General features: G+C 39.3%; 6 protein-coding genes and 1 tRNA gene. All 7 read right to left on the reverse strand.

Features of this window, described 5'->3' with window-relative positions; genetic code table 11:
- Positions 1-73 precede the first annotated feature (73 nt).
- The gene (gene cls, locus KJR31_RS08450; RefSeq protein WP_214262921.1) at positions 74-1606 is read right to left on the reverse strand and encodes a cardiolipin synthase; all 1533 of its coding nucleotides are present in this window, start codon (positions 1604-1606) and stop codon (positions 74-76) included.
- Positions 1607-1777: 171 nt separating this feature from the next.
- Entirely contained in the window at positions 1778-2722 is a 945-nt protein-coding gene (locus KJR31_RS08455; RefSeq protein WP_214262922.1) for a 3-oxoacyl-[acyl-carrier-protein] synthase III C-terminal domain-containing protein, read from the reverse strand.
- Positions 2723-2736: 14 nt separating this feature from the next.
- Complete coding sequence (locus KJR31_RS08460; RefSeq protein ID WP_214262923.1) at positions 2737-3999, reverse strand: F390 synthetase-related protein; 1263 nt, start codon at positions 3997-3999, stop codon at positions 2737-2739.
- On the reverse strand, positions 3977-4792 hold the full coding sequence (locus KJR31_RS08465; protein ID WP_214262924.1) for an MBL fold metallo-hydrolase: 816 nt from the start codon (positions 4790-4792) through the stop codon (positions 3977-3979). Before KJR31_RS08465 ends, KJR31_RS08460 begins: the two co-directional genes overlap by 23 nt.
- Positions 4767-5747: an NAD-dependent epimerase/dehydratase family protein gene (locus tag KJR31_RS08470; RefSeq protein ID WP_214262925.1), complete on the reverse strand. Its 981-nt coding sequence runs from the start codon at positions 5745-5747 to the stop codon at positions 4767-4769. The genes KJR31_RS08465 and KJR31_RS08470 overlap by 26 nt, the downstream gene beginning before the upstream one ends.
- Entirely contained in the window at positions 5747-7018 is a 1272-nt protein-coding gene (locus KJR31_RS08475; RefSeq protein ID WP_214262926.1) for a glycosyltransferase, read from the reverse strand. The genes KJR31_RS08470 and KJR31_RS08475 overlap by 1 nt, the downstream gene beginning before the upstream one ends.
- Positions 7019-7213: 195 nt before the next feature.
- A tRNA-Pro gene (locus KJR31_RS08480) sits at positions 7214-7287 on the reverse strand.

The following is a 7287-nucleotide window of genomic DNA, read 5'->3' on the forward strand; positions in this document are numbered from 1 at the left end:
ATGATAACGAAAAATAAATAAGATGTCAAGGAAACTGCTTACAGAAAAAGAGACGAAAAACCGTCTCTTTCTATTAAAGCATAGGTGCAAATAACTGTGTTACTTCTTTAATCATCATTTGATACCATGTAGGATTTATGGTATCCGAGAAGATTTCTTGAGATTGTTCAAAAATTTCTTCAAAATCTTTGCGAATATCCGCGATTGACTCTGTTTTGTAGAGTAGTACTGCATTTTCATAGTGGTGGACCAAGCTACGATAATCCAAGTTAATCGTACCCACAGCCGCAAATCGATCATCAACAATCATTTGCTTACTATGGATAAAACCAGGTGTGTATTCAAAAATGCGAACACCCGCAGATAAAAGATCTGGATAAGCTCCCCGTGTTACAAGTTGAATGAGTTTCTTATCTGGTATGTGGGGTGTGACTATTCTCACATCTACACCTCGCATCGCCGCATTCTTTATATCCTCTGTCAAATCATAATCGATAATGAGATAAGGCGTTGTGATATAGACAAAATCTTCCGCTTGATTAATCAGGTTTTGATAGACAATTTTACCCACCTTCATCTGGTAGATTGGTTTTGGCCCACTGCCATATGGGATACAAAGTCCACTACCGGATCGTGTCTGATTTTCTAAATGATACTGATCAAAGTCACTGATTTCTCCACGGTTGATGTACCAGTTCATGAGAAAGAGTCTTGTGAAGGCTTGAGTCGCCGGACCATCTATACGAATCCCACTATCTTTCCAGTGTCCAAAACGTTCAATCTGATTGATGTATTCGTCTGCAAGGTTAATCCCTCCAGTATAGGAAATCTGCCCATCAATGACTAATATTTTTCGGTGATCACGGTTATTATAGGCCACCGTCATACGAGGAATCACCTTATTAAACTTATGAGCATCAATTCCTTTAGAACGCAAATGAACCGTATAATCTCCCGGCAAAGTTACCATACAACCAATATCGTCGTAGAGCATCTTAACCTCAACTCCCTGGGCTACCTTTTCTTCCAGAATCTCAAGCATGCTATCCCACATTAACCCCTCTTCGACAATGTAGTATTCTAGAAAAATAAATTTTTTAGCTCTCTTTAGATCCTCCAGCATCTGCTGCCACATTTCTTTTCCATTTTCGAAAAATTGTGAATCCGTATGCTCATAGACTTCCGCATTGCTATCCATATGTAGCAAAGCGTTGATAATCCCGTAGGCAGATTTATCTGTTTCTTGTAGGTTCTTATGAAGACTATCTTCATGCTTCTCTTGTAAAGTAATCGAACGCAATTCTCTGAGTTGTTTCAGCTCTTTTTTTGATAGTCGGCGCTCACCAAACATGATATAAAGTAATGGACCAAACACAGGCACAAAGGTCACAATCAACCAAGTCACCTTGCTCTCTGGCGACATGGAACGATTGACAATCGCTATAACGGTTGCTATGCTGATGAGAAACACAAGAATGACCCAAACAAGTGGAGCAATCTGGCTCATGTAAAGAATAATTCCAAAAATAACAAATAATTCTATCAGGATAATCGCAATACTAAAGCCATACTTGGACATCAATAATCGAAATTTTCTTGTCCCCATATCTCCCTCTCAACTTCTAAGTATACTCCCTCATATACTATCTGAAAACGCTTATTACCTTCTAGTATACTCAGTTTCATAAAACTTAGCAAGCTTTTTCCTGTTTAGGCCGATACTTCTACCTATAAAATCATTTAAAAAGCAGGCAACTTACATGTGCCTGCTCTCGTTTTACAATTTCAACGCCAACATATTAACCGTCATACCAGCCGCAGTCCCCATCAAGAAGATGGTATCTCCTTCCTTCACATAGCCATAATCGAGTGCATAAGCCAATCCAAAAGGTACCGCAACAGAAACCATATTTCCATAATCACTAACGATGTTAAGGTACTTGTCTTTGCCAACTCCTAATTTATCCATGACAAGTGGTAATGCTCGACTAGCTTGGTGTGGGATAATATAGTCTACAGCATCTTTAGAAATACCAGATTTCTCTTGGAATTCTTGGAACATTTCAGGAATAACACGAGCAGAAAGCAAGAGGATTTTCTTCCCTTTCATATCAAACATGAAATTCGTCTTCGTCTCTTCAGAGTACTCTTTTGGCTGATAAGAAGTCAAACCTCCACGGATTTCAGTATCGTGAGCCCCCTCCGACCAAGTCCGTTGAAGACTTGCTATCACTCCCTTATCCTTGTCACTTGCTTGAAAAATAAAGGCTGCGGCTCCATCACCAAAGAGTTCATAACTTTCTTTTTGCTTCGGATTGAGACCCAAGCTACCAACTTCACTAGATACAATCAAAACGCGATGATATTCTCCAGCTTCAATCAAGTACGACATAGTTGATAGTGCTGAGATAAAACTTGTACAAGTCGTATTGATATCCATGGCTGGGATGGAGTGCCCTTTTGCTACGCGCTCATGAATCAAAGCAGCTGTACACGGAATAGGTTGAACACCAACCGCACTAGCTGATACAAGGCAATCAATGTCTTTCATACTCAAATTTGCATTTTCAAGCGCAGCTTGGATAGCTGCTTCTGCCAAATCTAGCTGTGTTTCTTCATTTTCTACGACACGATAACGCGTGTGGTCTTTAAATTGCACTGTGTTTTTTGGGAGGCAAACTCCATAGCCTGCAATTTCTACATGTCTTTTTACTTCTGTCATAATCTTTTGTCCTTTCATAAACGTTGGATACGCTTGAGCTTACGACTTGTATCCCATTGATAATCTGAAAATTGTATTTCAGGTGCTTTAAACTCTTTTTGTTGAGCCAAGAGTCGAAATTGCTCTGTAATGGCTGTTTCCAATTGCTCGTCCCTTCGACTCAGACAAACTTCCACTAACTTCTCAGAATGTTGTTTGACTTGATAGTCTCCAACATTTTCCACAAAGAGAATACAACGCCTGATAAAATCAGGATAGATTGTCACCTGTCCTCCATCCTGATCTTCAAAGTAGAAGATGTCATCAGAGCGACCTTCGACCTTGTCAATCCTTGTATAATGAGAACCACATGAACAAGGTTCAGGATTCTCAACCAAGATATCATTAAGTTTGTAGCGGTAAACAGGTTGACTGCTTCGCTTGAAATCCGTTATTACTGGATAAAAACGTCGGTCATCCAAGTAGTGCTTTTCCACAAAGATGATGTCTTCATTAAGATGCAGATTCCCAGCCGAACAAGTACAAGCTAGAAAACCTTCTGTTGCTTGATAGACTTGGTCAATAACTGGTAATGCAAAAGCCTCAGAAATCCGTTCTCTGTCACTATCTTCCAAGATTTCAGCCACCGAAACAACTTTTTGTGGATGAATCTTTAGTTCTCCAGCTTTTAGACGCTTACTCAATTCAATCAACATAGAAGCAGGCGCCACCACGATGGTCGGTTGATAATTGTTGAGACGCTCGATATGCTCATCTGTATTCTTGAAAATATCAAAGTACTCTAAACGAATGAGCGCCGTATTGATGGTCTGATACAATTCATTATCAGCTCTCAAAAAAAAGGCTATACGATGTCCAAAAAGGTGACCTTTGGGCAACATCTTTGCCAAGATAGCCGCCGCCCACATACTTCGTTCTTTTTCAGTTGTGATAAAAAGTCCCCGATGTCCAGATGTTCCAGAAGACAGCCCGACAGCTATTTCTCCCTTGAGCTCTGTAAAATTCCTGGTCTTTTCACTTTCGATAGCCAAAGCTAAGGCCTCATCTCTATCCACACCTTGAGTATTAAGCTCATTGAAATGCGTCATCATAAATGCTTTATCCATATGATCAAAATCACTGGGTACACCATTTTTAAAATAAGGTGACTCATGTTTTAGAAATTCCATATAGACATCTAGTTGCTTTTTCTGATAGCTTTCTAAGGCTTTTCGAGATTTAAAATTATGTAGCCAACGAGTTTGGATAAAGGTTTTAAGAAAGGTTATTTTTTTCATACAAGATCCGCTCAATCCTTTCTACAGGGTCATGGCTAACTAGCACTTCTATTCCATCCTTTAAAACCTCTTCCAAGAGCTCTGTTCCTTTGATATAGTCATCCTTACTATCTTGCACCAAGGAAGGAACCAGATGCATCTGTTTGGTGTAAGGTAAAAGGTCAATTCCCCAACAAAGATCCGCTGCGATAAAGAGATGATAATCTGGAATAAAGAGACAGGCTTGGCCCTTGGCATGCCCATCAATAGAAGCTACCAGGATACTTCCGTCTCCAAAAAGATCATTGGTGAAACGATAATTGAAGTTGGAGTTTTGCCGATCTGCCTTGATGACTGTCAATCTTTCCTCGAAGTCACTCGGCAAAAATTCTTTAAAAATTAAATCTTTTAGTTTTGGTTTCTTGTAAACATCATACACTTCCTGGGTTAGGATAAAGCTTGCGTTCGGAAAGAAGCTAGCCCCTCCTAAATGATCTGGATGTAGATGAGACAGCAGGACAAAATTAATTTCTTCTGGTTTAATTCCTTTAGCCTTCAGCAAATGCGAAATCTGATCCTGCTCCGTCATTTGAACGGGCGTCCCCAAGCGATATAAAGCATATCGTAACTTGGTCTTAATATCGTAGTGATAGCCAGTATCATAAAGTACATAACCCTTATCCCTATGTTTGATCAAAAAGACGCCTGCTGGGAAAGTCATCTTTCTATTTTTGACACCCTTAAAAAGCAAACCAGCATAACTAGTACAGTATCCCGCTGAGAAATACTCAATGCTTTCGATAATCTTGGACATATTGTTCAATCCCTTCTGAAATACTAATTTTCGGATGATACCCCAATTCCCTCATAGCCTTGCTAATATCCAGCGTTTGACTATAGCGGAGCAGATAATAGGTATATCGAGTTAGAGGTGGCTCCCCTTTAAGGTTCAAGGTCTTGTATAGAAATTCTAAACTACTTGCAATTCCTGATAAGAGAGATGCTGGAATTTTTCTATATTTGATTGGATAACCCAGACCTGTCAAACTTTCCTCTAACAAATCTCTAAAAGCCCTCGGTTCACCATTAGTAATGTTATAAACCTCACCTTTGGCTTCTGGAGCTTCTATGGCCAAACGGATTGCCAGAGCAACATTTTCCACGCAAGTCATGTCCATGAGCTGACGCCCATCTCCAATTAAAGGAATACCAATTTTTTGACTCAGATTAATCACTCGTGGCAAAATGCTGGTATCTCCAATTCCAAACAGCCCCCGAGGCCTCAAGATAATACTCGGAACATCTGGATAATCTTTAAAGAGCTTCTCTGAAGCCAATTTGCTACGGATATAATTATTGAGATTATTTTCCTCTGGAGCGTCACTTTCTTTGATAGCCAACTGATCCTTAGGAGCAGCATAGATGCTTGGTGAGGATACATAGACTAAACGTTGAATACCTGTTTGGTGACATGCCTCGAGAACATATTTTGTTCCTAAAACATTAGCCTGAAAAAAATCTTCCCAAGGACCCCAAACTGTTGACAGGGCTCCCGCATGAACGACCAGGTCCATCCCCTTGCAAGCCTCTAGCACATCATCAGCTTTGGTCAAATCACCCTGAAAAAAACTAACCGAAGAATTCTCCAAAGATTGACCAACCTTATTGTTTCTACCAAAAGCTCGAACCTGATAACCATACTCGACTAATTCTTCTACGACATATTTCCCCAAGAAACCAGTGGCTCCCGTAACTAATACTTTTTTCATCATTCTTTCTCCTTATCCGCTAACAGACGGTGGATTTCACTCTCTAAAATTTCCGTCGGATGGTAAGAATGTGCAGCTTGGCGTAAAATCTCTAATTCCGACCAATCCTCTTTAGCTAATAAACTATCAAAGGCTTGTCCAATTGCCTTGCTGTTATCTCTTTTAGCTGTAAAAGCAATACCGGCCTCAACCCCACGAACGGCATAATCAAATTGATCATAATCATGAGGTAATATCAAAGCTGGCTTACCATAAATAATGCATTGATAAAAAATTCCAGCCCCCCCGTGATGAATCACGTAATCCATCTGAGGGATATACTCCTTATAAGGAAGATAAGAAACAACGTACAAATTCTCCATGAGATTCTCACATTGAAAAGCTTCCCCACCAACGCCACGAGTCACAAAAAAGTGACAATCCGGATGAGCTTTCGCAAGTTGCTTAGCTTGATAGATCACATTGTCTTTTGCCCAAGCTAGCTGTGTCCCACAAGTCACCAAAACTTTCTTTCGATCAGTAAAAGGAGTTAAATCTAAAGGATAATCCTCTCCGGCCTCAACTGAAGCTCCTGATGGGCCCACCCAACTAAAATGCTCTGGAAAGCCCTTTTTAAGTTCTAATTCTTTCATGCCAATGACGAGAATGGAATAAGGAGAATAAATTGTCTCCTGACCGAGTTGGTTATATACTTTGAATTTATATCTCTTTAAACGATCACGGAATGAAAAAGATACAATACATTTCACTATACGAGTTGCTTTTCTCCCCAAAAATTGTATTGTAGCCTGCCAAAAATTCTTTGGACTCCCCATGCCACCAATAAAACAAGGAGGCCCATCAGTAGTTTCTAAAACAAATTGTGTAGCCATAGTAGTTATCCAGGGAATTCCAAGTTGATTAGCCACCAAACCACCAGACAACGTAATAAAATCAGCAATAACTATATCTGGCCTATTTTTGCTCCACTCTTCTAATAATTGATCTGAAACTAAATTAATTAAATCAATACTTTCAGAAAGTTGATGATAGGCTGACAAAACTCCTAATTGCTGATCATTATTTGCTGCGCGTTCAAACTCTTCGATGTGATTCTCTAGTATAGGAACAACAGTGAAACCAGCAACTTCAGCAACTTCTTTTTTCTGAGGACCTGTGAATAAACGAATCTCATACTGAGGATTATTCAGTAAAGGTACTAATAAATTCATTGTTGGATACAAATGTCCACTTAAAGGAACAACAACAACATCAATTCTGATTCTTTTCATATGTCTAGAATACCAAAAATAAAAAAAAAGAACTATCATTAGGATAATTCTTCACCAGATTATTAGTTTTTGAAATGGAAACGAAACAAAACATATAAGGAAATGTAATGTAATTTTACAGATAAATGATGATTTATAATTACTTTTTATTTAAAAATAAAAAAAGGCATCTGCCTCAATCAAAATGTTGACCAATCGGGAAGACAGGATTCGAACCTGCGACACCTTGGTCCCAAACCAAGTACTCTACCAAGCTGAGCTACTTCCCG

This window comes from Streptococcus infantis, assembly GCF_018499575.1.
GTDB lineage: Bacteria > Bacillota > Bacilli > Lactobacillales > Streptococcaceae > Streptococcus > Streptococcus infantis_K.